23 protein-coding genes, 1 tRNA gene and 1 riboswitch are annotated in these 23,129 nt (G+C 60.0%); of the genes, 11 read left to right on the forward strand and 13 right to left on the reverse strand.

Going from position 1 to position 23,129, the window contains the following annotated elements:
- On the forward strand, positions 1-185 hold a 185-nt coding region (locus AC5I5B_RS08155), incomplete at its 5' end, for a hypothetical protein (RefSeq protein ID WP_495752610.1).
- Between the two features lie 125 nt (positions 186-310).
- On the opposite strand, the gene AC5I5B_RS08160 is transcribed toward AC5I5B_RS08155, so the two are convergent.
- Positions 311-2,980, reverse strand: coding sequence for a mechanosensitive ion channel family protein (locus AC5I5B_RS08160; RefSeq protein WP_162692717.1), 2,670 nt, complete (start codon positions 2,978-2,980; stop codon positions 311-313).
- Between the two features lie 122 nt (positions 2,981-3,102).
- Between AC5I5B_RS08160 and AC5I5B_RS08165 the strand changes: the two genes are divergently transcribed.
- Together AC5I5B_RS08165 and AC5I5B_RS08170 are read left to right on the forward strand one after the other, a co-directional pair.
- Positions 3,103-3,357 carry a GlsB/YeaQ/YmgE family stress response membrane protein gene (locus AC5I5B_RS08165; protein WP_060725837.1) on the forward strand — a complete coding sequence of 85 codons (255 nt, stop codon included), beginning with the start codon at positions 3,103-3,105 and terminating at the stop codon, positions 3,355-3,357.
- A gap of 155 nt (positions 3,358-3,512) precedes the next feature.
- A tRNA-Lys gene (locus tag AC5I5B_RS08170) sits at positions 3,513-3,588 on the forward strand.
- Positions 3,589-3,760: 172 nt separating this feature from the next.
- On the opposite strand, the gene AC5I5B_RS08175 is transcribed toward AC5I5B_RS08170, so the two are convergent.
- On the reverse strand, positions 3,761-4,597 hold the full coding sequence (locus AC5I5B_RS08175; protein ID WP_223564857.1) for a hypothetical protein: 837 nt from the start codon (positions 4,595-4,597) through the stop codon (positions 3,761-3,763).
- 78 nt (positions 4,598-4,675) lie between these two features.
- On the opposite strand from AC5I5B_RS08175, the gene AC5I5B_RS08180 reads away from it, so the two are divergent.
- The 3 genes from AC5I5B_RS08180 (at position 4,676) to AC5I5B_RS08190 (ending at position 5,836) form a co-directional block, all read left to right on the forward strand.
- Positions 4,676-4,927, forward strand: a complete 252-nt coding sequence (locus AC5I5B_RS08180; protein ID WP_020812120.1) for a hypothetical protein — start codon at positions 4,676-4,678, stop codon at positions 4,925-4,927.
- 202 nt (positions 4,928-5,129) lie between these two features.
- Complete coding sequence (locus AC5I5B_RS08185) at positions 5,130-5,360, forward strand: hypothetical protein (RefSeq protein ID WP_003502959.1); 231 nt, start codon at positions 5,130-5,132, stop codon at positions 5,358-5,360.
- 287 nt (positions 5,361-5,647) lie between these two features.
- On the forward strand, positions 5,648-5,836 hold the full coding sequence (locus AC5I5B_RS08190; RefSeq protein WP_020012681.1) for a hypothetical protein: 189 nt from the start codon (positions 5,648-5,650) through the stop codon (positions 5,834-5,836).
- A gap of 140 nt (positions 5,837-5,976) precedes the next feature.
- Here the strand turns inward: AC5I5B_RS08190 and AC5I5B_RS08195 are convergent, their stop codons facing one another.
- Both AC5I5B_RS08195 and AC5I5B_RS08200 read right to left on the reverse strand, forming a co-directional pair.
- Positions 5,977-6,225 carry a hypothetical protein gene (locus AC5I5B_RS08195; RefSeq protein WP_003502962.1) on the reverse strand — a complete coding sequence of 83 codons (249 nt, stop codon included), beginning with the start codon at positions 6,223-6,225 and terminating at the stop codon, positions 5,977-5,979.
- A 153-nt stretch (positions 6,226-6,378) separates the two neighbouring features.
- Entirely contained in the window at positions 6,379-6,537 is a 159-nt protein-coding gene (locus tag AC5I5B_RS08200) for a hypothetical protein (RefSeq protein WP_003502964.1), read from the reverse strand.
- 266 nt (positions 6,538-6,803) lie between these two features.
- On the opposite strand from AC5I5B_RS08200, the gene AC5I5B_RS08205 reads away from it, so the two are divergent.
- Positions 6,804-7,241 (forward strand): PACE efflux transporter, encoded by a 438-nt coding sequence (locus AC5I5B_RS08205; protein WP_003502966.1) that lies wholly within the window; start codon positions 6,804-6,806, stop codon positions 7,239-7,241.
- Between the two features lie 34 nt (positions 7,242-7,275).
- Here AC5I5B_RS08205 and AC5I5B_RS08210 read toward each other — a convergent pair whose 3' ends face one another.
- The 5 genes from AC5I5B_RS08210 to AC5I5B_RS08230 all read right to left on the reverse strand — a co-directional run bounded on the left by AC5I5B_RS08210 (position 7,276) and on the right by AC5I5B_RS08230 (position 12,351).
- Positions 7,276-8,241: an alpha/beta hydrolase family protein gene (locus AC5I5B_RS08210; RefSeq protein ID WP_111834535.1), complete on the reverse strand. Its 966-nt coding sequence runs from the start codon at positions 8,239-8,241 to the stop codon at positions 7,276-7,278.
- 101 nt (positions 8,242-8,342) lie between these two features.
- Complete coding sequence (locus tag AC5I5B_RS08215) at positions 8,343-8,948, reverse strand: ABC-type transport auxiliary lipoprotein family protein (RefSeq protein ID WP_060725760.1); 606 nt, start codon at positions 8,946-8,948, stop codon at positions 8,343-8,345.
- A 15-nt stretch (positions 8,949-8,963) separates the two neighbouring features.
- Positions 8,964-10,334: an MCE family protein gene (locus AC5I5B_RS08220; protein WP_080866167.1), complete on the reverse strand. Its 1,371-nt coding sequence runs from the start codon at positions 10,332-10,334 to the stop codon at positions 8,964-8,966.
- Positions 10,335-10,342: 8 nt separating this feature from the next.
- Positions 10,343-11,179: an ABC transporter ATP-binding protein gene (locus AC5I5B_RS08225; RefSeq protein ID WP_065656139.1), complete on the reverse strand. Its 837-nt coding sequence runs from the start codon at positions 11,177-11,179 to the stop codon at positions 10,343-10,345.
- A gap of 11 nt (positions 11,180-11,190) precedes the next feature.
- Complete coding sequence (locus AC5I5B_RS08230) at positions 11,191-12,351, reverse strand: ABC transporter permease (RefSeq protein ID WP_060726288.1); 1,161 nt, start codon at positions 12,349-12,351, stop codon at positions 11,191-11,193.
- A 143-nt stretch (positions 12,352-12,494) separates the two neighbouring features.
- On the opposite strand from AC5I5B_RS08230, the gene dgcA reads away from it, so the two are divergent.
- Positions 12,495-13,478 (forward strand): N-acetyl-D-Glu racemase DgcA, encoded by a 984-nt coding sequence (gene dgcA, locus AC5I5B_RS08235; RefSeq protein WP_087744088.1) that lies wholly within the window; start codon positions 12,495-12,497, stop codon positions 13,476-13,478.
- Positions 13,479-13,991: 513 nt separating this feature from the next.
- Here the strand turns inward: dgcA and AC5I5B_RS08240 are convergent.
- Positions 13,992-14,831, reverse strand: a complete 840-nt coding sequence (locus AC5I5B_RS08240) for a UDP-2,3-diacylglucosamine diphosphatase (RefSeq protein ID WP_060725756.1) — start codon at positions 14,829-14,831, stop codon at positions 13,992-13,994.
- Between the two features lie 228 nt (positions 14,832-15,059).
- On the opposite strand from AC5I5B_RS08240, the gene AC5I5B_RS08245 reads away from it, so the two are divergent.
- Together AC5I5B_RS08245 and AC5I5B_RS08250 are read left to right on the forward strand one after the other, a co-directional pair.
- A complete protein-coding gene (locus AC5I5B_RS08245; protein ID WP_003502976.1) occupies positions 15,060-17,375 on the forward strand; it encodes an NADP-dependent malic enzyme in 2,316 nt (771 codons plus the stop codon).
- Positions 17,376-17,511: 136 nt separating this feature from the next.
- On the forward strand, positions 17,512-18,618 hold the full coding sequence (locus tag AC5I5B_RS08250; protein WP_162695527.1) for a DUF2865 domain-containing protein: 1,107 nt from the start codon (positions 17,512-17,514) through the stop codon (positions 18,616-18,618).
- Positions 18,619-18,799: 181 nt separating this feature from the next.
- On the opposite strand, the gene bluB is transcribed toward AC5I5B_RS08250, so the two are convergent.
- Positions 18,800-19,516 (reverse strand): 5,6-dimethylbenzimidazole synthase, encoded by a 717-nt coding sequence (gene bluB / locus AC5I5B_RS08255; RefSeq protein WP_003502978.1) that lies wholly within the window; start codon positions 19,514-19,516, stop codon positions 18,800-18,802.
- Between the two features lie 77 nt (positions 19,517-19,593).
- A riboswitch (cobalamin riboswitch) is annotated at positions 19,594-19,776 on the reverse strand.
- Positions 19,777-19,839: 63 nt separating this feature from the next.
- Positions 19,840-20,667, reverse strand: a complete 828-nt coding sequence (locus AC5I5B_RS08260) for a TolB family protein (protein WP_111834440.1) — start codon at positions 20,665-20,667, stop codon at positions 19,840-19,842.
- 192 nt (positions 20,668-20,859) lie between these two features.
- Between AC5I5B_RS08260 and AC5I5B_RS08265 the strand changes: the two genes are divergently transcribed.
- The gene (locus AC5I5B_RS08265) at positions 20,860-21,237 is read left to right on the forward strand and encodes a glyoxalase superfamily protein (RefSeq protein ID WP_020012695.1); all 378 of its coding nucleotides are present in this window, start codon (positions 20,860-20,862) and stop codon (positions 21,235-21,237) included.
- A gap of 193 nt (positions 21,238-21,430) precedes the next feature.
- Here AC5I5B_RS08265 and AC5I5B_RS08270 read toward each other — a convergent pair whose 3' ends face one another.
- A complete protein-coding gene (locus AC5I5B_RS08270; protein ID WP_111834441.1) occupies positions 21,431-23,110 on the reverse strand; it encodes an NAD+ synthase in 1,680 nt (559 codons plus the stop codon).
- Positions 23,111-23,129 lie beyond the last annotated feature (19 nt).

Below are 23,129 nucleotides of genomic sequence, written 5' to 3' on the forward strand. Positions count from 1 at the left end.
AGGCTGGGCAGGCTGGGCAGGCTGGGCAGGCTGGGCAGGCTGGGCAGGCTGGGCATTCTCATCGATTGGATCCGGCATTTGAACCCCGACAGAAAAGAAATAAACTAAATAATAACCACAATATATCAACTTACAGTTTACACAACAATACAGTCATTACGGGTATTCTGATTATATTTTCATGACGGCGGTCGGGCATATCCGGCCTCCATCAAGTAAAAGCCGCCCCGGCGCGCCCATCATTCACCGCAAGACAGTCGGATGCGAAGCCTGCCCCGCACCCGTCCGGACTGATACCAGCCGCAGCCGCTCACTTGTCCTTTCCGACCGCTTTTGCCGCGGCTGGCTGTTCCGCAACAGTCTTGTCGCCCGCCTTGCCGGCATCCTTTTCCGGCGCATTGCCGGCAACGGGCGATGCCGCACCCGTATGGGCCACCACCGCCTTGTCGCCCTCTTCCGAAAGCAGCGCCGCCAGCATCTGCGGATTGGCGTCGCCTTCGACGTGGATATTGAGGTTGCGCTGCGGGAACGGGATGTCGATCCCCTCCTCCCGGAAGCGCTGGAGGATCGCGATGCGCAGCGCGTTTTTCACGCCAAGCCCGTTCGAGAGATCGGCGAGATGGAAACGCAGTTCGAAATCCAGCGAGAAATCGCCGAAGCGCAGGAATTCCACATGCGGCTCGGGATTGCGCAGCACCGGCGGCTGGGCGCGCACGAGTTCCAGCAGAATATCCATGACCTTCTGCGGATCGGAATCGTACGACACGGAAACCGGGATTTCGGCGCGCATGATGCGGTTGCGGTGTGTCCAGTTACCAACAGAGGAATTGATGAATTCGGAATTCGGCACGATGATCGATTGTCCACGGAAAGTTTCGATCTCGGTGGCGCGCACGGAAAGCCGCTTGACGGTGCCCTCCGTCGTGCCTGTCACCACCCAGTCCCCCACCTTGAAGGGGCGCTCGACCAACAGGATGAGGCCGGAGACGAAATTCGAGACGATGTTCTGCAGGCCGAAACCGATACCGACCGAAAGGGCAGAAGCCACCAGCGCCAGGCTTGAAAGGTTGAGACCGGCGGAAGAGACACCGAAGATGGCCGCAACTGCGATACCGAGATAACCGATACCTGTCTTGACCGAGTTGCGCACGCCGGCATCCACCTGCCCGCGCGCCATGACGTTGTTGTCCAGCCACTTCTGGAACCAGCGGGTGATGATATAACCGATGGCGAAGACGAGAACACCGCCAAAGAGGCCGATCAGCGAAATCGAGGCATTGCCGACGGTGATGCCGGTCAGCAGGCGATAGGCCCAGCTTTCAATATCGCCCGGCTGGAACCCCCAGGAAAACAGGATGAGCGGCACGCCGAAGGCAAGTGCTACCGCATAGATGCCGAGCCCGGCGGCAAGACCGGCCTGATCGAGCGCTACCGGGCCGAGGCCGAACCGTCGTCCGAGATAACGGCCGGCAAGGGATTCCGAAAAGGCCCCCTGCCGTGAAATCGCCTTGCCGGAGAGAATGCCGATATACATCGTCGCCAGCACCGCGCCGGTGGCGACGATCTGCGTGGCGAGGAAGCGCGCAAGACCGACATAACCCGTCAGGCAGGCGCCGATGAGAACGAGACCGCCAACCCGCAGCAGAATGACGAGCCAGCGCGGCAGTCGCTGGTTGCCGGTCTCGTAATCCTGCCCTTCGCCGATGACCGGCCGCAGGAACGACACGGTGAGCAGGATAAGGCCGATAATGATCGAGGCGACGAAACTCTTGGCAACGGTGACGATCAGCGGCGAATACAGCGTCTCGCTGATCGTGCCGAACAGATAATCGAGCCCGTTGACGAGCGCCATCAGCAGCACGGCCGAGGACAGCGTGTGTGCGCCGCGATTGGAAACCTGCAGCAGACGCCATTCCGACTGCGTCGGCGCAAAGATCGCATAGCTCAGCCGCGACACGAAATAAACGAAGCCCGTGACCGCCATCGCCCCGAACAGGATCGGCGCGATATCAGACCGCAGCACGTTGAAATTATCGAGGAAAAACGCCGAGGTGACGAGAAACAGGAAAAGCGACAGCGACTGCACCATGGTGGACCAGAAGGCCACCGAAAGCCGTCTCAGGTAGGAAGGCTCGCCCGTAAACGCCCGCCGGTCCATGCGGCTGCCGAAAAAGCGGTAACCACCCACCAGAAACAGGAGCGCCGCCATGATCGACAGCGTCACGGCCCCGAACATCGGCAGGCGCTTGTAATTCCAGACGAAACTCGCCCAACCGCTGAAAGCGTTGTTCAGGTTGGTCAGCTCGGTCAGAAAGGCGGAGGACGCATCGCCCAGCGTCTGTGCCGAAACTTCCGTGCGCTTGAACAGCGTGGCGGCGAAAAGCGCCCGGCGAACGGCGGTGATATTGTTGGAGATCTGCGCGGCATTGGTGGCCGTGCTCTCCACCTCGCCGGCAATCGCATTCACCTCGGCCCGTTCCGCCGTCAGCCGGTTTCGCTCTTCCGTCACCATGCTGGCTTCCGGCGGCTGGTCGTCCGCAGGCGCCGCACCCAGCGCATCCAGCCGGGTCTTGATCTGGTCGAGACGGGTGCGCAGTTTGGTGTTGGCGGCGGCCGCATCGGCGGCAATGGTATCGGCCCGTCCCTTGAGGTCCACAAGCTGCACGTCGTCGCTGCCGCCCGCTTCCACCTGCCGGGCGATTGCCGCGACATCGGCCTTCCATTTCTCCAGCTCCGCCCTCGCCTGTTCGACGGTCGAAGCCTGGATAGCCACTGGGGCGGGCGATGTCGTTCCCTCCTGCGCCGAGGCGGGCATTGCCGACAAAAGACCGCCGACCAGGAACAGCACCATGGCCATTATCGCCGCTATTGCGGTCCTTTGCCGCCGATCCCGCGTCAAGCCGTCGAACACCCGTTTGCCGTCCATCAATCCGCCCAACATCAACCGCACATCCATGCCTTTCGTCTCTTTGCGCCGCATCAGGCTATTTAGCGCCTGCCGTGCGGAAAACCACCCGCATAAAGCGAGGTTTTCAGGAGTTTGCCTTGCTTTTCACCACGGGAATCATCACCTTTGATGATGCAGCAACATGGGAGGAAATCATGGAATCTGCTGGCATTGGCTGGATCGCAGCCATCATCATCGGTGGTGTCGCCGGGTGGCTCGCCGAACAATTCATGAAAAGCAATATGGGTGTTTTCATGAACATCCTTCTTGGAATCGTCGGTGCGATCGTCGCCAACGCCATCCTTTCGCTATTTGGAATCGTTCTGCAAGGTTGGCTCGGTTATCTCATCGCCGGCTTCATCGGCGCCTGCATCCTCATCCTTATCGGCCGGGCTTTCAGACGCGGATGAATAAAAGGAAAAATCCGTAAAACCCCGGATTTCCAGGCTTTTCCAGCGCGACTGAAATTTTTTCGTCACAAAAATCGAAGAAATTTCATTTCCGCGCTGGACAAGCCCAAACTTCCCCTTTATACGCCCCCTCACACCGCCACACGGTGCCGGTCGGGTGATTAGCTCAGTTGGTAGAGCAGCTGACTCTTAATCAGCGGGTCGTAGGTTCGAGCCCTACATCACCCACCATTAACTCCTTGATTTATCATAAAATTAACGGACGCAGCCAGCGTCGGCCATACGGGCCGATGATGCCCCGGGGGGCAAGCTGCGAGCCTTGACGCCGTCCGTTAAAAAGGCGGCTTGCGCCGCCTCTGTCAGCATTTCCAAAGCGCATTGTTCACGCGGAGCAAAAAGCCTGTCAGCGGCATTGCCCCGCCAGCTCGATACCTTCCTTGATCAACCCTTCATTGACCGCAAAACCGGTCTCCCGCCGGAATTTGCTTCCGAGAACGGCAACCAGATTGCCGACATTCGGTGAGCCGTCAGCACCAAAAAGCGCAAGATTGTCATTGATCCCGGCGTTCACGCTGGCCGCCATGCCCCGCGCAACGCCATCGGGGCAATTGCAGCTTCCGCACTGGCCGGCCGCCGGAGTGCCGTTTGCGGGTTTTGCGCAGAGAGGACCTTTGAAGCCTGCGGGCGGCTGCGGACCGCCAGTGCATGATCTGCCCCAGCCGTTTCGAACCCCGACGGTGCCGAGCGTATCGCACCAGGGTGAATAGGTCTCGGCAATCTGCATTGCAGATCGCAATCCCCTGCGGTTCTTCGAGCAATAATCCCGGACAACTGCGCGTACCGACCATTTCGGATGCTCGAAGATGGCATGACCGGCCCTGTCGTTGCCGGCTGCCCCTTGCCAGCTTCTCCCCATAACGCATCCGTAATTATTCATTTTAACGCAACGCAAACGGTTCTGGTGGCGCTGCAGGTCTGCCGCGTCGAACGTCAGGGCCTGACCATTATAGGTCAAATATTCGGAACCAAATTTTTTCCAGTCAGGAGCTGTATCCTGAGCAACAGACGGCGATATGGCGAAGAGAAAAAATGCGAGCGTAATAAAAACGACCCTGATCATCTGAAAATCCCCATTTATAACCCCGAAGTAATAAAACCAGAATTCCCGTAAAACGCGAGTCATATTTAAAATTCGACTTAATGTTTTCGTCAATTCGTTGCGACTGGAAAAGATCTTCATTCCTTCTCAAGGCTGCCGAAACGGTGAATATAGGTCTCGCCGTGACGCCGTTTCCCCAAAGCTGTCTCAATCATCCCTATGATCGGGGTCATGAGATTGTTCATCAACATATTGCTTTTCATTCTCGGCGCAGTCGGGAGCGGGATATGTGCGTTTTTATTGTCGGCAGCGCTTGCCGATTCCGGATTTCTCGGCTCCTGTTTTGAGGGAAACTGCGCTTATGCGGCGCTTTTCATGGTGCTGCCCGTCACCTGGTTCGTGCTTTTTGCGCTTTACGTGATGGCGCTGCTGATCTGGCGGCGAAAGCCTTTCCGGAGCGGAAGGCTCTGAAAACGAGCATGGCGACATCCCCTGCCACCCCACGCTCGTTGACAGCGATCAAGACTTACCGTTAACGTCCGCCTGCTGGGGGATTCGCTGCCAGTGATATGCGGGCCTCATGACCATACCCGATATCACCGGCCTCTGAATGTGCATGTTCCGATTTGCGTCTTGCGTATGATGGCATGCCGGAAAACAGGGAGACCAAAGGATGCGGGCCGCAATCAATTCCCCGTCGCTTTCGATCGACACCATGGACTATCAGGCAGAGTGCCAGTTCGCGCTGGAGCCTTCCATTCAAGGGCTGATCGAAAAAGCGGAACATGCCGGCTGGAACCGCCAGCAGGCCGCCCTTGCCATCGTCGCGCTCGCCAGCGAGCATCTCACCGATCTCTTGACCGCCGGCGGCCTTCCCGCGCCGGATCAACGTCCCCTCTCCTGATCCCCTCCTGAAGCCGGGCGGATCAGCCCCGCGCCTTCGAAACATCATCGTGAAAATCGACGTAGCTGGCCCGGAGTGTCCCTGTCGACACTGCCGGAACAGATCATGTCGTGAAGGTCGCCGCGTGGAGCAAAGCCGATCCCATACGGCCACGCCTCCCACGCAGCCTTTCGCGCCGCCGTGCCCAGCGTGGCGGGGCGTATCGATTACCTGCCCGCAACCCTGCCATAGTGTTGACACAAGCCACCAATAATGAGAACATAAAGTGAACATTATGGAGGTCAGCGATGAACACAGCAGACGCAACCATAGAAAATGCCCTTTCTGTCGTCGCCCGCTCCCGCGACATGCGCGAGCGCGCGCTCGAACGACGCCGCGAACTGCAACGGCGAACGGAAGTCATCATCACCCGGCCGCTTTACGTGCTGAAAAAGAACGAAGGGCCGAAACAGCTGTCGCTGAAACTCGACAGCTAGTCGCCCTGGAAATGCCGGAGAAGGCTCGCGAAGCAGGCCTTTACCGTTAGTATTCCTGCCTCCCCTCGTCTTCAAAAAGCAAAATCCCGTGCGGATCACCTCACGCACGGGATTTCTGAATGAAGAGGTTATTATTCTGTCTATTGCATGCGCTGCATTGCGGCTTCGGGCTCACCGGTCGTCGCAACCGCAGCCGGAAGGCGGTCGGTCTTTTTCAGGATGACGACAGGCTTCTCGACCGGGTCCGTCGGCGGAACGATGCTTGCAGTTTTGAATTCACGGTCTACGGCAGGAACGGAAGCGTTGATCTGTTGATGACCTGCGCATTCCGCAAGCGCTGCACTGGCGGAAAAACCAAAGACAGCGGCGATAATGAGAACTGATTTCATGTCATTCTCCCTTCGCTCTTGTGGCGATCTCCAGTCTAGGTGGAGACGGGCCGGATTGAAAATCACACTTTAGAGACATCTAAAGCTCTCGATCATTTCGGCAGTCGTCGTCATCAATGTGCGGGGCCAAGTAACAGGCAGATTCCCCTGCCCTTATTTCTTCCGCACATCCAGCGGATTTCGGCAAAGCGGTCTGCGAAATATCATCGCCACATAGCTTCCCTTGAGGGAAATGAGGCTTGGCGTGTAAGTCGAAACCTTCGCCGTGTTGGCGGCCTTGATCGTTCTTCCTTCAGAGGAATTCTGCTGCATGGCACGCCTCCTTCCATAAGCGATAACGAAAATGCGCCGGTCTTGTTCCGATCACGGTTTCGTTGGTGCGCGCGAGAGAAACGAACGCGTTGCCGTATGTTTTCTTCTCCCCGCCCGGGAGAGGAAACAGGCGGAACACTCCCAGCCCCCAAATGCGCAGCGCTTGAAAATTCCGCCCAAAGGTTCTATATGACCCAGCGCGAGGACGACCTCGGCCATATCGGCGACAGCATGCGGGACGGCCCGGTCACATACCGGAGAATGAAATGCGTTCCCTGCAAGATCGTATCCGCCACGCCCTCAGTTTCGAAATCATCGGCCTTCTGCTCGTCATTCCCTTGGGCGCACTGCTCTTTGGCATGCCTATGGAAGATATCGGCATTGTCGGCCTCGTCAGCGCCACGCTGGCGACGGTCTGGAACTATGTCTATAATCTCGGCTTCGACCACGCCATGCAGCGGCTGAAAGGCACGACGCTGAAAACGCCCGCTCTTCGGGTCGCCCACGCCGTGCTGTTCGAACTGGGCCTCCTGATCGTGCTGATGCCCTTCATTGCCTGGTATCTGAATATCAGCCTTGCGCACGCCCTGGTGATGGATATCTCGTTTGCGCTGTTTTACGTGGTCTATGCTTTTGTCTTCAACTGGAGCTACGACCGGGTTTTCCCCCTTCCGGAATGGAAGTCGCAGCAGGACGCCGTCTGATCGACGGCTTCCACTGCCACGCTAGGAAAGCGCCTCAGCGCAGCGATGCCTTGAAGAAGCTAACGACATCGGCGTTGAAGCCGCCATGGAACTCCACCCGGTCGAAGCCAGCCGCATCGCTGCAAATCTGGGGCACGGCCTTTTCCATCTCGGCGGGGCAAGGGGCGATAAACGAAAAGTGCCCCGCCCCTTTCACCATCCGATAGTCCGGTTTCGCCGGCAGATCGCCGCGCAGCCGCAAAACATCCTGCGGCGCGACACCGTCACCACCGCGTTCCGAACTCCAGAGCTGGACCGGGATCGTGATATTCTTCAGGTCGCCCGCGCCGGGAAAGGCATTCAACGGGTCGGCAGCAACCACAACCTTCACACGTGCATCCTGACCGCCGTGCTGCGGTAATGTCGTCTTCTGCCGCATCTGCGCGCAAATCGGCGCCTGCGGGTCCGGACAGGGCAGCGCGGCATTGGCAAAGTCGGGAGTGCCGCCGGCAAGCACCAGCGCGGTATAACCGCCACGCGAAAATCCGAAAACGCCGATCCGCCCGGCATCGATGGAACCGGCTTCGCTAAAGCCAGCGAGCAGATGATCCAGCAAGCGGGCAATATCCGCCGGCCGGCCCGTCAGCGCGGAAAGTTCACCCGCCTTCTGCATTTCAAGCGCATTGTCTCCGGGGTGATTGATCGCCGCGACAATGAAGCCGGCATCCGCCAGCGCCGCCGCCGTGTCCCGATGGCTGAAATAGGTGCCGCCAAAACCATGAGAGATGACGACGAGCGGATATTTCCCTTCGGGCACAGGGCAATCCCTGACAGCGGGTAAAAGGAAGGGGCCAATCCTGACCTCCACCGGCGCGGCCGCGCAGGGCGACCACACCGCAGCCTTCATGGCAGCTTTGCCATTCGCGGCTGGAACCTCGATCAGCCGGAGACCGGCCGCCATGGCGGCACCGGCTCCAGACAGGGTGGAAAGCACAAGGCAAAGCAGCAGCAGAAATCGCATCACGAACTCACGGATCGGCAATATTGCATATGGACCGATCGGCAACCGGTCTGACGCAAACATAAAGCGATTTCTTCTGACGGCAATGACCGCTGAAACGCCTAGAGCGATTTCAGCGTCCAGGCCACGATCTCCCGCGTGGCGGCAGCGAAAGCCTGATCCAGCGCCTTTACGAAATTGGCGTTGCCGGAGCCGCTGACACGGGCGCTGGCGCGGAACACTTCCTGCGCCTTCACCGTACCGTTGCGGTCATTCAGCAGCTTCACCGAGATTTCGATATTGGCGAGGTTCTTCGCCGTATCGATTTCGAAAGCGCGAATATCGGTCACGACCTGATAGTCGATTGCCAGCCCCTGCCCTGGCCGGCCGACGCCGCCGAGCTTGCCGGTATCCTCGAAGGCTTCCACGAGCTTGGATTGCACCATGCGCGGCAGGCGGTCGCTCCATTGCGAATTGCCGAGATACTGCACCTCCGAGCCGGAAAGGCGCACCACGATGTTCTCACTGTCCAGCGCCTTCAGCGCCGTCGGATCGGCGATCAGCAGCTGTCGGCTCCTAAGCGAAGGCCCCTGCGTCACCGTCGCCGAAGAGACGGAGAGATCGAAAGTATCGTTCTTCGGCGCACCCGCACAGCCCGCCATCATCGCGGCAAGCAGCGGAGCCAGAACGAGGGCGCGGCGTTTTTGGCCGTTCATCGATAGTCTCATTGGCCCATACCCCTCTTAGCGCCTTGTTCTGCCGTCATATTGTTTCACGGTTTCGCCGCCGAAGATCAACCGCTGCGGATCGCGGTCGATATTGGTGATGGCGTTGTTGAGATTGTCGACCGTCTGCCGTGTGCTTCCGACGAGCGCCTGGAAATCCTTGAGGCCCGAGCTGGAGAAACGGGTCAGGTTGTCGGCAATCGGCCCGATGCGGGCGTTGAGATTGTCCGCCACCGCCTTGAAGGAGGTGAGCGTCTCGCGCGCCTTGGCAAACAGCGAATTGGCGTCATCCGTGCCGAGCATGCCGTCCACCTTGGCGAGAATGCCATCAACGCGGCTGGAGGCGAGGTTCAGCTTGCGGCCCATTTCGGTGAAATCGGAAACCGCCTGGTCGATATCGGCGCGGCGCGCGCCGACATCGTCGGCGATCCGCTTGAAGTTCGCCACCGCGTCGCGCGCATCGGCCGTGGCAGCCGAGACGTCGTTGACGACGGTGCCCACCTTGGCGGGATCAACCGAGGCGAGAAGCTCATCCGCGCGCTTCACGACCGTCTGCACTTCCGTGCTCGCCGCCTCGAAATTGCGCGCCGTGCTCTGCACCGTCTCCATGATGCCCTGGATATCGCTCGAAGCCGAGGCCACATCCTTCGTCACCTTGTCGACATTCGACAGGATGGAATCGATCTTGCCGGCATCCACAGCCTTCACCAGATCTTCGATCGCGGTCAGCGTGCCATCGAGACGCACCGAGACCGACTGCACGGTGGTCGAAAGCGAGCTGAGGCTTGCAATGAAGTTTTTGATGCCGTCGGAATTGGCCGCCAGCGCATCGGAGAATTTCTCGGCGTTGCGCACCGTCTGCGTCAGCGGGCCGCGCGCATCCTGCACGAAGCCCTGCAGCTCGCCGATCGCTCCGTCCGCACGTTTCAGGATCTTGTCTGCGGTGGCAAGCAGGTTGGTGACACTGGAAAGATCGGCCGTCAGCTCGGCGGGAACGCCGCTTTCGACGGCTTTCTGCAGAATACGCTCGCCATCCTTGTTGCCGCCGGAAAGCTCGATATAGGCAGCGCCCGTCAGGCCCTGGATTTCAAGCACGGCGCGCGTGGACGGGAAAACCGGGGCATCGGCCTGCACTTCAGTAAAGGCTATGGAATAGGCCGGGTCGTCGCGGTCGATGGCAAGGCCGCGCACGGTGCCGACAGGAATACCGTTGAAGCGCACGGGAGAACCGACGGACAAGCCGTTGGCCGAACCGGGAATACGCACGACAAGCTGCGCCGTCGGGCCGCCACGGCCGAATTCCGCCATCCAGTAAACGAAGCCGAATGCGGCGGCGATCACGATCAGCGTGAAAATTCCGACTATGGTGTAGTTCGCCTTGGTTTCCATGCTTCTTGTTACTCCACCGGATTTTCGTGTCTGCCGTCCGGAAGAACGACAGAGCGCGCCCGTTTGCCGCGGAAATAGGACTGCACCCAAGGGTCGTCGCAGGCGAACATGTCCTGCAATGTCCCTTCCACCAGCACCTTCTTCTGGCCGAGCACCGCAATGCGGTCGCAGACGGAGAACAGGCTGTCGAGGTCGTGTGTCACCATATAGACGGTCAGGCCGAGCGAATCGCGCAAGCGCGCAATCAGCATATCAAATTCCGCCGCCCCGATGGGATCGAGGCCGGATGTCGGCTCGTCGAGGAAAACGAGGTCGGGATCGAGCGACAGCGCCCGGGCAAGGGCTGCGCGCTTGATCATGCCGCCTGACAGTTCGGATGGATATTTGTCGCCCGCATCGGGCTTCAGCCCCACCATCTCGATCTTGAGATAGGCAAGCTCGTCCATCAGCTTTTTCGGCAGATCAAGATATTCGCGCATCGGCAGCTGGATGTTTTCCTTCACCGTCAGGCCGGAAAACAGCGCCCCCTGCTGGAACAGCACGCCAAGACGCTGGTCGAGCATCATGCGGTCGTCTTCGCTCGCCTTGTCGTAATCGGTGCCCAGAATGCGGATCGCACCCGCCTGCCGCGGCAGGAGCCGCAAGATCGCGCGCATCAACACGGATTTGCCAGCGCCGGAGGGGCCGATAAAGCCTAGGATTTCACCGCGATAGACATCGAGGTCGAGATTTTCGAGCACGTTCCGGCCGTTGAAACCGACGGTCACGCCCTCGACGGAAAGCACCACCTCGCGGCCGTCTTTTCCGGTTCTGGTCTCGTGCGGTTTCTGGTCCAGTTTCTCCAACGCGCCCTCCCTTAAAAATCGATGGCTGCGTAGAAGATGGCGAAAAGACCATCCACCAGAATGACGACGAAGATCGACTTCACCACCGAGGAGGTGACGTGCTGGCCAAGCGATTCCGCCGAACCGCCCACCTTCATGCCCTCAACCGCCGCGACAATGCCGATGATGAGCGCCATGAACGGCGCCTTGATCATGCCCGCTGCAATGGTCGATTCCTCGACAGCGCCATGCAGGCGCGACAGGAACACCTCGAACGTGATGCCGGAATAAAGCAGCGCCACGATGGCCGCGCCGAAAAGCGCTGCAAAATTGGCGAGAATGGTCAAAAGCGGCAGTGCGATGGTGAGCGCCACCAGCCGCGGAAACACCAGCACGCCGACGGGATTGAGACCGATCACCTTCAGCGCATCGATTTCCTCGCGCATCTTCATCGAGCCGATTTCCGCAGTGATGGCGCTGCCGGAACGGCCGGCGATCATGATCGCGGTCAGAAGCACACCGATTTCACGCAATTGCAGAATGCCGACGAGATCGACAACGAAGACTTCCGCACCGAAATATCTGAGCTGGAACGCACCCTGCTGGGCGATGATCGCGCCGATCAGGAACGACATCAACATGATGATCGGTACGGCGCGCACGCCCATATGGTCGATCTGGTTGACGATCGCCGCCGGTGAGACGCCCCGTCCGCGCCCGAGCTTCATCTGCGCGCCGCGTACGGCGGAGCCGAGAATATACATGCCCGCCAGGAAATCCGCGCCGTTCTGGATCACGGCCTTGCCGATGGGCGCAAAAATACGCTCGGCAAGCCCCTCCTTCGGGCCGGCTTCGCCCTCCATCTCCACCTTTTCGGGCAACTGGCCGATGACCTCTTCAATATGGTCATTACCCGTCACGGTGACGGTGGCGCCGTTGACCTCAAGGTCCTTGCGCAGACGCTGGATGATCCATGCGCCCGTGGTATCGATGGCCTCGACGGCAGAAAGATCGATTTCCACCGCGCCGGCGGATCTGCTTTTTTCGATCTTTTCGAGACTGGGGAAAACACCGGAGAGATTGCTATTGCGCCAGGAGCCGCTCATGACAAAACGCAAACCGCCGCCGGAGACGTTATCGTCTTCGGTGATGGCGGCCGGGTTCGCCTGTTGCCGTGTGTCCTGTTCTTGCATAATGCTCCGAGCGAGTGCAGCCGTCACGAGATTCTTAAAGGTTTCATAACGGTTTGGCCTTCGGCAAGCCACAGTGACCGCCGACAATTCGTGATAAATTTGGCGTCATGTGTCTTTTGCCGCCCAATCGGAAGTGAAAAAACATGCCCCGTTACCTGCAAGCCACAACAGAACGTTTTCCCGTTGCCGGCAGCTTCACCATTTCACGCGGCACCCGCACGCATGCGGATGTCGTAACGTGCACCATCCTCGATGGTTCCTTCGCCGGCAGAGGTGAATGTGTGCCCTATCCGCGTTATGGCGAAAGCATCGAGGGCGTCATCGCCGATATCGAGACGATGGCGGAGCGGATCGCCGACGGCCTGACCCGACAGGAATTGCAGCAGGCGATGCAACCCGGCGCCGCCCGTAATGCGGTCGATTGCGCGCTGTGGGACCTCGAAGCCAAGATGAGCGGTAAAAGCGCCGCCGAAAGCATTCTCGGACAGGCGGCAAAACCGCTTGTCACCGCCTATACGATTTCACTCGCCGACCCCGAGACCATGGCCGCGAAAACGGCGGAAAACGCAGGCCGCCCGCTGCTGAAGATCAAGACCGGAACCGCCGATGACGAGGCACGCCTGCGCGCCGTGCGCGCCGCAGCACCGGAGGCGCGCATCATCATCGACGCCAATGAGGGTTGGAACGATTATAATATCGAATATTATCTGAGACTTGCGGCGGAACTGAAGATATCGCTGATCGAGCAGCCGCTGCCCGCCGGCAAGGACGCCATTCTCTCCCGTATCGACCATCCGGTGCTGATCTGCGCCGATGAAAGCGTGCATTCCACCAAGGACCTCGCCGACCTGCGCGACCGCTACGACGCGATCAACATCAAGCTCGACAAGACCGGCGGGTTGACGGAAGCGCTTGTCATGAAGGCGGAAGCGGAACGGCTCGGTTTCACCATCATGGTCGGCTGCATGCTCGGCACCTCGCTCGGCATGGCCCCCGCCATACTCGCCGCCCAGGGAGCAGCCTTTTCCGATCTCGACGGGCCGCTGCTGCTGGCCGAGGATCGCGAGCCGGGGCTGGTTTATGAGGGTTCACTGGTTTATCCGGCGCGGCCGGAATTGTGGGGGTAAGCCCTAGATATTGAAGGCAGAGAAACAAGATAAAGGCACGACCTCACCGCTTGTTTGTTCTCCCCGCCGGGGAGAAGACGGCCCGAAGGATCAGATGGGTGGCAAGCTCTCCTGATATCTCTACCCTCGCCCCCTCATCCCGTTGCCGCGACCTTCTTCCCCTAGGGGAGAAGAAACAAGCGGCACGCGCTCTCCTCACATGAAAGAGCTGGGGCATGTCTCGACAGGGTCACTGATTTATCCGGCCTACCAGGAATTTGGGGCGCCGCCCTCGCGCGGGCTAAGAATGACGCGATGCGCGCCGTAATTCCATCCGCGCTCGCTTTCACGAAAGCAACCGGCGAATCTAAACCTCCGTCGTCATCCTCGGGTCAAGCCCGAGGATGAAGAAAACAAGCTATTCGGAGTATGTAGGCAACATCGGCGAGATCACGCCATCGCCTTAGCCCGCATCACCCAGCCAGCGCATCCCCAACGAAACGCGCCGTCGCGGCAAAGGTTGGCATGTCCCAATCAGGCCGCGTGTTTCCCGATCAGCCCCGGAATATCCACCGGCTCCATCTCATCCGATGCCTGTTCGACGATAACGTCGCTTGTCTGCATCCAGGTGATCAACTCGAAGCTGCCATCGGCATTTTCGGCAATCGCCGTGCAGCTTTCCACCCAGTCGCCGGTGTTGATGTAACGAATGCCGTCCATGTCTTCCATGACAGCATGGTGAATGTGTCCACAGATGACGCCGTCGACATTGTTGCGGCGCGCCTCGTCAGCCACCACGCGCTGGAATTCGCCGATGAAGTTGACGGCGTGCTTGACCTGCAGCTTGGCCCAGGCCGAGAACGACCAGTAAGGCAGGCCGATGCGGCGGCGCACGGCGGCGATGACGATGTTGAGCGCGATCGCAGCGTCATAGGCCCAGTCGCCGAGATAGGCGAGCAGGCGGGCGTTGCGCACCACCACGTCGAACTCGTCGCCATGGATGATGAGATATTTCTTGCCGTCGGCCGCCTCGTGGATCATGCGCTCGGCCACTTCGATGCCGCCGAAATGCATGCCCGGAAATTCCCGCAGGAATTCATCGTGATTGCCGGGAATATAGACGATGCGGGTTCCCTTGCGGGCCTTGCGCAGAAGCTTCTGCACCACGTCGTTGCAGCCCTGCGGCCAGTACCAGCTGCGGCGCAGGCGCCAGCCGTCGACGATGTCGCCGACGAGGATGATCGTCTCGGCCTCGTGATATTTCAGGAAGTCGAGCAGATAGTCCGTCTTGGCCGCCTTGGAGCCGAGATGAACATCCGAAATGAAAAGCGTTCTGAACTGTCTGGTTTCGATTTGACCGGCCACGGATTTCATCCCCCTGTTCGGTTGCGTCCCTGCGGCTTTCTTACCTCTCAGAACCAGACTCGTGTTGCAGCAACATGACAAACGCCGGTTTTTATAGGGAATATGACGAAGACCTTCACGAAAACGCGAATAAGCCATGGCCGCATTTGCATAAGGGGGCGGTAAATAACGGCTGTACCATGGGAAAGTTTGTTGTATTCAGGGGGCCGGAATTGAACCAGACATGACGGTGGAAGAATGACCTCTCACGATAAGAACAACACGCCCGCCAACACGGCAAAGGCCGACATCGAGGAACAGGCGCTCTTTTTCCACCGCTACCCGCGCCCCGGCAAGCTGGAAATCCAGGCCACCAAGCCGCTCGGCAACCAGCGCGATCTGGCGCTTGCCTATTCACCCGGCGTCGCCGCCCCCTGCCTCGCCATCCATGAAAATCCGGAAATGGCAGCGGAATATACCGCCCGCGCCAACCTCGTCGCGGTCATTTCCAACGGCACGGCGGTTCTCGGACTTGGCAATATCGGCCCGCTCGCCTCCAAGCCCGTGATGGAAGGCAAGGCCGTTCTCTTCAAGAAATTCGCCGGTATCGACGTCTTCGACATCGAAATCGATGCGCCCGGCATCAACGACATGGTTTCCACCATCGCAGCGCTGGAGCCCACCTTCGGCGGCATCAACCTTGAAGACATCAAGGCGCCGGAATGTTTCGAGGTGGAACGCCAGCTGCGCGAAAAAATGAATATCCCGGTTTTCCATGATGACCAGCATGGCACCGCGATCATCGTCGCCGCCGCTGTCACCAACGCTCTGGAACTGGCCGGAAAGTCGCTCTCAAGCGTCAAGATCGTCGCGTCAGGCGCGGGTGCTGCGGCGCTTGCCTGCCTCAACCTGCTGGTCGCCATGGGCGCGAAGAAGGAAAACATCTGGGTCCACGACATCGAAGGCCTCGTTTACGATGGCCGCAACGAGCTGATGGACGAGTGGAAGGAAGTTTACGCCCAGAAGACCGACAAGCGTGTGCTGGCCGAAACCATCGACGGCGCCGACGTCTTCCTCGGCCTTTCGGCCGCCGGTGTTCTGAAGCCGGAACTGCTGGAGCGCATGGCGGAAAACCCGCTGATCCTGGCGCTTGCCAACCCCAATCCGGAAATCATGCCGGAAGCGGCGCGTGCGGCCCGCCCGGATGCGATGATCTGCACCGGCCGTTCGGACTTCCCGAACCAGGTCAACAACGTATTGTGCTTCCCCTATATCTTCCGCGGCGCGCTGGATTGCGGCGCAACCACGATCAACGAGGAAATGAAGATGGCCGCCGTGCAGGCCATCGCCGAGCTTGCGCGTGAGGAAGTCTCGGAAGTCGCGGCAAAAGCCTATAGCGGTGAAACACCGGTCTTCGGCCCGAACTATCTCATTCCCTCGCCTTTCGATCCGCGCCTCATCCTGCGCATCGCACCGGCTGTCGCCCGTGCAGCGGCCGCGAGCGGCGTCGCCGCCCGGCCGATCACCGATTTCGAAGCCTATTTCGACCAGCTGAACCGTTTCGTCTGGCGCTCCGGCTTCATCATGAAGCCGGTCTTCAATGCCGCGAAAGCCGCCGAAAAGAAGCGCATCATCTTTGCCGAAGGCGAAGACGAGCGCGTGCTGCGCGCCGCCCAGGTGCTCTTGGAAGAAGGCACCGGCATCCCGATCCTCATCGGCCGCCCGCAGATCATCGAGACGCGCCTGAAGCGCTTCGGCCTGCGCATCCGTCCGCATACGGATTTTGCCGTGGTCAACCCGGAAGACGATCCGCGTTACCGCGATTATGTCGATGATTATTTCGCCCTTGTCGGCCGCGCCGGCATCAACCCGGAAGCGGCGCGTACCATCGTGCGTACCAACACGACCGTCATCGGCGCGCTTTCGGTGAAGCGTGGCGAGGCGGATGCGCTGATCTGCGGTCTCGAAGGCCGTTATGACCGGCACCTGCGCGACGTGAACCAGATCATCGGCAAGCAGGAAGGCGTGCGTTCCTTTGCGGGTCTCAGCCTGCTCATCACCCAGCAGGGTGCGCTGTTCCTCACCGACACCTTCGTCAACAACGACCCGACGTCAGAGGAAGTGGCTGAGATGGCCATTCTCGCGGCCAAGGAAATCCGCCGTTTCGGCATCACGCCGAAGATCGCACTCGCCAGCCATTCCAATTTCGGCTCGCGCGATTCCGAAAGCGCCCGCAAGATGCGCCGCGCCCTGAAGATCGTGCAGGCGGCAGCACCGGAACTGGAAGTGGACGGCGAAATGCAGGGCGGCTCCGCACTTTCGGAAGCGCTGCGCAAGCGCGCGATGCCGAACAGCGTGCTGACGGGCGAGGCGAACCTTCTGGTCTTCCCGAACCTCGATGCCGCCAACATCACGCTCGGCGTCACCCGCACGCTGACGGAAGGCCTGCATGTCGGCCCGATCCTGCTCGGCAGCGCCCTGCCCGCCCATATCCTGTCGCCCAGCGTCACCTCGCGCGGCGTCGTCAACATGGCGGCGTTTGCCGTGGTGCAGGCCTCGCATCCTTCGGTGTGATAGAGGCCGCATTAACGCAATTTTGAACAAGCTGTTGCCGCATTGCGGCAACAGCTTATGTTATCTTCCTGAAACACGGATTTCGTGAAGTATAACGCCCCTGCCACCGGTCGGGGACATCGAACGGATCGCACAATTGACCCGGCGCAGCCGCATCATCGGCCTCCTGCTTCCCCTTGTTTTCATTGCTCCGGCCACCGCTTTCGCGGATCAGGTCTGCGATACGCTTTATGCGCAGTTGCGTGAGCCGCCACGCGTCATCGGCAATACGGCCGAGGTGCGGCGTTACGCCAATGCGCTCGCCCGCCAGAACATCGTCATTCGCAAGATCAGGAACGACCTGCGCGGCTATGGCTGCTCGTCTGGCAGCGTCATCGTCTACGGCAATCCCAATGCCGGTGTCTGCGCCGAGATCGGCGATGCGCTGGCGGAAGCGGAAAACGAACGCGACGCCATCATCCGTGATCGCGACGACGCCATGGCGGCCGTGCGTGACAACGATGGCGATATCAGGCGCCAGCGTATCCTCGCCGCCCTCGATGCAAATGGCTGCGGCACCGCACCGCAGACGGAAGCGCAGCTGCCGTCGCCTTCCGATGTGACGCGTTACCCCGACGCCTTCCGGCAGAATGGCGGTGAGCCGGGACAGGCGGGGCTTTCCCCCTACCCCAACGCCGCCGCTGAAGGCGGGCTTCGCACACTGTGCGTGCGCACCTGCGACGGCTCGTTCTTCCCCATCGCCGCCAATGCCTCGCCGCTCGATTTCCGCGCCCAGGCCGAGCAATGCCAGAAAATGTGTCCGGGGACGGAGACGGAACTTTATTTCCACTCCATGACGGATCAGGAAACCGCCGACATGGTGTCTGCGGAAACCGGAAAACCTTACAGGGACCTGCCGACCGCCTTCGCCTACAGGAACGCCCCGGCGAAAGCGCCGGGCTGCGCCTGCAACATGGCCGCCTATCACGAAGAAATGCAGAAGCAGGAAGAAGCCTCCCGGCCGGAATCCGAAACGCCCTATTCCGGCATCACGAAAATCCCCTCACCGCAAGGTGACAAGGCCGCCCCCAAACCCGCCGAGCAGCAGCAGGCCGCCAAGCCGCCGGAACAACCCGTTCCCGAACGCGACTATGACCCGAACGATACGAAAGTGCGCGTCATTGGCCCCAAATTTCTGCCGGACCAGACAGGCCGGATCGACCTGAAGAACCCGGCATTGAAGGGTATACAGCCGCAGCAGTGAAGCCGTCGTGGAGCGAGCGGACGCCGCTTGTTTCTTCAGTCCGCGGCAGCGGGATGAGAGGGCTACGGTAGAGATATGCTGAGAGCTTGCCCCCTCATCTGACCCTTCGGGCCATCTTCTCCCCGCCGGGGAGAAGAACAAGCAGCAACGCCCCGCTTCCCTCGCAGAACTTTTATCTGTCTTACACCCCGCCCCAGCGGTTGCGGAACACAAGCTCCTCCAACGGCACGCGCTGCCGCCAGCCTTTCACCGCCAGTTCCGGCTCGGTATAGAGCGCATCGACACGGCCGACGCAGAGCCAGGCGACGATTTCGATGTGGTCGGGAATACCGAGAATGGTGCGAATGTCGCTATCGTGGAAAATGCTGACCCAGCCGACGCCGATGCCTTCGGCGCGGGCTGCGAGCCAGAGATTCTGGATGGCGCAGACGGTGGAATAGACATCCGTGCGCGGATTATGGGTGCGGCCCAGCACCACCTTGCCGCCGCGCGTGGGATCGCAGGTGACGCAGATGCTGAGCGGGGCCTTGCGGATGCCTTCAAGTTTCAAGCTCCGGTAGAGAGCCTGTTGCTCGCCCTCGAACATCGCCGCCGCCTCCTCATTGGCGCGGCTGAAGGCCACAAAGGCCGCCTGACGGATCGCGCCATCGGTGATGAGGGTAAAATTCCACGGCTGCATGAAACCGACCGAGGGTGCCGAATGGGCCGCCTTCAGGAGACGCTCCACCAGATCATCCGGCAGCGGATCGGACAGGAACTGATCGCGCACGTCACGACGGGTTTCAATGGCGCGGTAAATCGCCTCGCGCTCCTCACCGGAAAACGGGCGGGCGGGTGACAGCGCATGATCGAAAGAACTGGCGCCGGGCGGATTGCTCACGGACGGATCGGCTGGCATCGTTTATCCCCAACAATGCGAAGGCCGGGCGCAAACATACACCCCACCTCGACAACAACCTGCCGCCGTCCGCGCGGTTCGGTCTATCCCGTCAGGCCGGTCTTCTGACTTGGCTTCATCCGCCCTTTTCGCCTTCCCGAATTGCTTCAGTGGCTTCTAAAAAAGAGCGTCCGCCTCACAGCGCTGGGCACGTTCCGGGCTTTCACCGGATTCCCGATTCTCCCGCCGCAAGGGCGGGCACCTGACAAAGGAAGCTATGGGCAAAAAAGTTTGCGAATGCAAGTATTCTGCCGGTGGTGCGGCAATGTGGCCTGCCTCCCCCATTACACCGGGAAATACCTGACATAGGCGAACTCGTCCCCCTCAGGTGACCAGTTAGGCGAGTTCATCGTTCCCTGCCCGCCGAAAAGCTCAAACAGCGTCTCGGCATTACCACCATCCATACCCATCAGCCGCACCCGCACATCAAGATCGCGCGGATGGTCGAAAACGTCGCCGTCATAGGAGACGAACACCACCTTGTCTCCCTTCGGAGACGGGTGCGGAAACCAGTCGCCATAGGGGCTGTCGGTGATGCGCTCGACGGCGGAGCCATCCACCCGTACGCGCCAGATCTGCATCCGCCCGGTGCGGCTGGAATTGAAATAGATCCACGCACCGTCAGGCGAATAATCCGGCCCGTCATTGCGACCTTCGCCATGGGTCAACCGCGTCTCGACGCCGCTTTCTATATCCATGGAGTAGATATCGAAGACCTGATCGCGAATGCCGCAATAGGCGAAGCTCTTCCCGTCCGGCGACCAGCCATGCCAGTAGGAGGGAAGGTTTTTCGTCATCAGCCGTGGCGCGCCGCCCACGGAGGCCATGAGATAGATGGCGCTCTTGCCGAATTCCACCTTGTCGGAAATGGCATAGAGTGACCCGTCAGGCGAAATGCCGTGATCGTTATTGCACAGCGTGGCAAAGCCGGTATCGACCTTTTCCGGCGCAATATCACCGGAAAGAGACAGGCGATAAAGCAGGCCTTCGCTGTTCAACAGCAGATATTTCCCATCCGGCGACCAGTTCGGCGCTTCAAAGAGATCAGGCGTCTGCCACACCACACGCATCTGCCGGGTGCGGATGTTGAAGATTTCGATGGAACTGCGCATTCTGCCTCCCGGGCGTGTCCGTGTTCTCGTTCAAAGCGCTGGGCAATGCAGACATTCCGTTTGCATCCGCCATCGCCTCGATTATGATCCTAGGGCGGCAGGCACCGTCCTGCAAATTCAAACCGGAAAAAACGCCAGCGCTCCGGCACCGTCCGCGCCGCTTCCCGTTTCTCCCAGATCCGAGGTTCCGCGATGAATACCATCGCCGATCACGGCATCCGCTTCGGCCGGATCGCCGCAATGCTTCCTGTCAAAAATATCGAAACGGCCCATGATTTTTACGTTGGCGTGCTGGGCTTTGAAAAGACCTTCGAAAACGGCAACCCCGTCGGCTTCATGATCCTGAAACAGGGCAATGCCGAGCTGCATCTGACATTGCAGCCCACGCACAAGGCAGCGCCCTTCAACGTGGCCCATATGATGGTGAGCGATGTCGATGCGCTGCACGCGCTCTGCAAGAGCCAGGGCTTGCGCATCATCAAGGGCCTGCAGGACAAGGATTACGGCCTGCGCGCCTTCGTCTTTGAAGACCCCGATGGCAACCGTATCGATGTGGGGCAGGTTATTTGAGATGAGCGAGCGGCGCGGGGTGTTCTCCGCGCCGTTTATGCGTTGTCAAAAAGCTCCTCACACGCGACGTCATCCTCGGGCTTGACCCGAGGACCCACAATCTCAACCGCGCATGGATCCTCGCCTCAAGGGCGAGGATGACGGAGAAAGGCACTTAACTCACCCGCCAGAAATCAATGGCGCGCGCCCTCAATCACCGATCCCGGAACCGGTTGGTGATCGGATAACGCCGGTCACGGCCGAAGTTCTTCTTGGTGATCTTAACACCCGGAGCCGATTGCCGGCGCTTGTATTCGGCGAGATAAAGCAGATGCTCCACCCGGTGCACGGTGGCCACATCATGGCCGCGTGCGAGAATCTCCTCGACCGACATTTCCTTCTCGACAAGGCATTCCAGAATATCGTCGAGCACCGGATAGGGCGGCAGCGAATCCTGGTCGGTCTGGTTGGGACGCAATTCGGCCGACGGGGCCTTGGAAATGATATTGGCGGGGATCACCTCGCCGGAAGGGCCGAGAGCACCCGGCGGAACATGGGCGTTGCGCCAGCTGGAAATGGCATAGACCTGCATCTTGTAGAGGTCCTTGATGGGGTTGAAACCGCCATTCATGTCGCCGTAGAGCGTGGCGTAACCCACTGACATCTCAGACTTGTTGCCCGTCGTCACCACCATCGAGCCGAACTTGTTCGAGACGGCCATCAGGATGGTGCCGCGCGTGCGGCTCTGCAGGTTTTCCTCGGTAATGCCCTCTTCCGTGCCCTCGAAGAGATCGGACAGCGCCGAGAGGAACCCTTCCACCGGTTCCACGATCGGCACGATATCGTAGCGGCAGCCCAGCGCCCTGGCGCAATCGGCCGCGTCCTTCAGCGATTCTTCCGAGGTATAACGGTAAGGCAGCATGATGCAGCGCACCCGCTCCTCGCCCAGCGCATCGACGGCAAGGGCGGCACAGATCGCCGAATCGATGCCGCCGGAAAGGCCGAGAACCACGCTCTTGAAGCCGTTCTTGTTGACGTAATCACGGAAGCCCAGCATGCAGGCGCGGTAATCCGCTTCCTCACCTTCGGGAATCTTCGAGAAAGGCCCGCTTTCGCAGCGCCAGCCATCTGCCATGCGTTTCCAGTCGGTGACGGCAAGTGTGGCCTCGAACTGGCTCATCTGGAAGGCAAGCGTCTTGTCGGCATTGAAACCGAAGCTTGCGCCATCGAATACCAGCTCGTCCTGCCCGCCCAGCTGGTTGGCGAAAACGAGCGGCAGGCCGCTTTCGATCACCTGCCTGAGCGCCACCTGATGGCGCACATCCAGCTTGCCGCGATAATAGGGCGAACCGTTCGGCACCAGCAGGATTTCCGCCCCGCTTTCGGAGAGCGTCTCGCAGACACCCATATCGTTCCAGATTTCCTCGCAGATCGGAATACCGATCCTGACCCCACGGAAATTATAGGGACCGGAAATCGAACCCTCGGAGAAAACACGTTTTTCGTCGAATTCACCGTAATTCGGCAGGTCTATCTTGTCGCGCAGCGCGATGATCTTGCCGCCATCCAGAAGCGCCACGGAATTGTGTCGTCCCGTCTCGCCCTGTCGCGGAAAACCGATAACGACGCCCGGTCCGCCATCGGCGGTCTCCGCCGCCAGTTCTTCCACCGCTTTCAGGCATGCTTTCAGGAAAGCCGGCTTCAGCACCAGATCTTCAGGCGGATAGCCTGAAATGAAGAGTTCGGTCAGAAGCAGAAGGTCTGCGCCCTGCGTTGCCGCATCGGCCCTAGCCTCGCGCGCCTTGGCGAGATTGCCCGCCACGTCGCCAACAGTGGGATTGAACTGCCCGACGGCAATCCGGAGATGGTTCTGGATATCGTGTCTGTCGCTCATGGCTTTTCAATACCGCGCC

This window comes from Agrobacterium sp. (assembly GCF_059499945.1).

Bases quoted from the DNA above. Each gene is read 5' to 3' on its own strand.
- AC5I5B_RS08160 (WP_162692717.1), bottom strand. From the start codon at position 2,980: ATGCGGCGCAAAGAGACGAAAGGCATGGATGTGCGGTTGATGTTGGGC.
- AC5I5B_RS08165 (WP_060725837.1), top strand. From the start codon at position 3,103: ATGGAATCTGCTGGCATTGGCTGGATCGCAGCCATCATCATCGGTGGT.
- AC5I5B_RS08175 (WP_223564857.1), bottom strand. From the start codon at position 4,597: ATGAAGATCTTTTCCAGTCGCAACGAATTGACGAAAACATTAAGTCGA.
- AC5I5B_RS08180 (WP_020812120.1), top strand. From the start codon at position 4,676: ATGATCGGGGTCATGAGATTGTTCATCAACATATTGCTTTTCATTCTC.
- AC5I5B_RS08185 (WP_003502959.1), top strand. From the start codon at position 5,130: ATGCGGGCCGCAATCAATTCCCCGTCGCTTTCGATCGACACCATGGAC.
- AC5I5B_RS08190 (WP_020012681.1), top strand. From the start codon at position 5,648: ATGAACACAGCAGACGCAACCATAGAAAATGCCCTTTCTGTCGTCGCC.
- AC5I5B_RS08195 (WP_003502962.1), bottom strand. From the start codon at position 6,225: ATGAAATCAGTTCTCATTATCGCCGCTGTCTTTGGTTTTTCCGCCAGT.
- AC5I5B_RS08200 (WP_003502964.1), bottom strand. From the start codon at position 6,537: ATGCAGCAGAATTCCTCTGAAGGAAGAACGATCAAGGCCGCCAACACG.
- AC5I5B_RS08205 (WP_003502966.1), top strand. From the start codon at position 6,804: ATGCGTTCCCTGCAAGATCGTATCCGCCACGCCCTCAGTTTCGAAATC.
- AC5I5B_RS08210 (WP_111834535.1), bottom strand. From the start codon at position 8,241: ATGCGATTTCTGCTGCTGCTTTGCCTTGTGCTTTCCACCCTGTCTGGA.
- AC5I5B_RS08215 (WP_060725760.1), bottom strand. From the start codon at position 8,948: ATGAGACTATCGATGAACGGCCAAAAACGCCGCGCCCTCGTTCTGGCT.
- AC5I5B_RS08220 (WP_080866167.1), bottom strand. From the start codon at position 10,334: ATGGAAACCAAGGCGAACTACACCATAGTCGGAATTTTCACGCTGATC.
- AC5I5B_RS08230 (WP_060726288.1), bottom strand. From the start codon at position 12,351: ATGCAAGAACAGGACACACGGCAACAGGCGAACCCGGCCGCCATCACC.
- dgcA (WP_087744088.1), top strand. From the start codon at position 12,495: ATGCCCCGTTACCTGCAAGCCACAACAGAACGTTTTCCCGTTGCCGGC.
- AC5I5B_RS08240 (WP_060725756.1), bottom strand. From the start codon at position 14,831: ATGAAATCCGTGGCCGGTCAAATCGAAACCAGACAGTTCAGAACGCTT.
- AC5I5B_RS08245 (WP_003502976.1), top strand. From the start codon at position 15,060: ATGACCTCTCACGATAAGAACAACACGCCCGCCAACACGGCAAAGGCC.
- bluB (WP_003502978.1), bottom strand. From the start codon at position 19,516: ATGCCAGCCGATCCGTCCGTGAGCAATCCGCCCGGCGCCAGTTCTTTC.
- AC5I5B_RS08260 (WP_111834440.1), bottom strand. From the start codon at position 20,667: ATGCGCAGTTCCATCGAAATCTTCAACATCCGCACCCGGCAGATGCGT.
- AC5I5B_RS08265 (WP_020012695.1), top strand. From the start codon at position 20,860: ATGAATACCATCGCCGATCACGGCATCCGCTTCGGCCGGATCGCCGCA.
- AC5I5B_RS08270 (WP_111834441.1), bottom strand. From the start codon at position 23,110: ATGAGCGACAGACACGATATCCAGAACCATCTCCGGATTGCCGTCGGG.